General features: G+C 68.4%; 1 pseudogene. It reads left to right on the top strand.

Annotated features, from left to right (window positions below):
* Nucleotides 1–354 precede the first annotated feature (354 nt).
* Nucleotides 355–1,272: pseudogene (gene murJ, locus MTQ10_RS30415) on the top strand (murein biosynthesis integral membrane protein MurJ); the annotation flags it as partial.
* Nucleotides 1,273–1,403: the final 131 nt, after the last annotated feature.

Raw genomic sequence — 1,403 nt, 5'->3', positions numbered from 1 at the left:
GAAGCAAGAACACCCGGCCGACTCCACGGCACGACGTCTACACAGCCCGCAAAACAGACACCACGAAACCGAAGGCGAAGAAGTCGACGACCCCACGGCCTCGCCGCACAGGTTAAAGATCAAGCTACGGCAGGTTCGAGCTGGACATGAACAGCCGCCTGGAGCTGGACCTGGCCCCCACGGCCAATGCGGTTCCCGGCCCGCGCCGCCCCGAGAGCGAGAACGCGACGGCCCCCGCATGAGCGGGCCGGGCGAGTGTGCCGCTCCAGGCGGCAGAGGGACGCGTGCCGGGACCGCGCGAGCAGTGAGGCGCGCGAATTGGGGGCGTGGGATCTTGGGGCATAGGTTGACGGCATGGTGGAGGGGGCGAACTCCGCGGCGCAGACCATGCCGCAGGAGCAGCAGACAAGGGGGCGGCATGCCGCCCGGCGGAAGAAGTACAAGAGCGGGCTGGCGCGTTCGTCCTTGTTGATGGCTGTCGGCACGGTGGTGTCGCGGGCGACGGGGCTGATCCGTCAGGTGCTGCAGGCCGCGGCGCTGGGAACGGGCCTGCTGGCCAGTACGTACAACACGGCGAACACGGTGCCGACGAGCCTGTACACGCTGCTGATCGGCGGCGCGCTCAATGCTGTGCTGGTGCCGCAGCTGGTGCGGGCCCGGACCACGGACCCCGACGGCGGGCGGGCCTACGAGCAGCGGCTGGTCACGCTCGTGGTGTGCGTGCTGGGGGTGGGGACGGCGCTGGCGGTGTGGGCGGCGCCGCAGATCGTGGGCCTGTACATGCGGGACACCCCGGACAGTCACGAGGCGTTCGAGCTGACGGTGACGTTCGCGCGGTTCCTGTTGCCGCAGATCTTCTTCTATGGCCTGTTCAGCATCTACGGGCAGGTGCTGAACGCGCGGGAGAAGTTCGGCGCGATGATGTGGACCCCGGTGCTGAACAACGTCGTGCTGGTCGGCATGTTCGGCGCCTATCTGGGGCTGATGACGGTGCCCGATCGGGTGGAGGACATCACCGCCGCCCAGGTGCGGCTGCTGGGGATCGGGACGACTGCGGGCATCGCCGTCCAGGCCCTGGCGCTGATCCCGTTCGCCAGGGCGGCCGGTTTCCGGTTCCGGCCGCGGTTCGACTGGCGGGGCACCGGCCTGGGCAAGAGCGTGCACGCAGCGAAGTGGACGCTGCTGTTCGTCCTGGCCAACCAGGTCTCCCTGACCGTGGTCACGAACTACGCCAACGCCGCCGACCAGGAGCTGCCGCAGGCCGGCGCAGGCTAGTTGTTCTGTCCACGGAGGTTGGTGACAGCGATCACTGACGTGTGATCTTGAAATGGGTGAGGGCCCTCTGGCTCGGTGTGGATTGCGAGATCTGCACCGGCGACCAGAAAGGCCCTCGTGCCCCACCG

Origin of the sequence: Streptomyces sp. XM83C (assembly GCF_023072675.1) — a bacterium.
GTDB lineage: Bacteria > Actinomycetota > Actinomycetes > Streptomycetales > Streptomycetaceae > Streptomyces > Streptomyces thermocoprophilus.
Note: the sequence above shows the minus strand (reverse complement) of the source record. Positions and strands in the feature narration are given on the sequence as shown.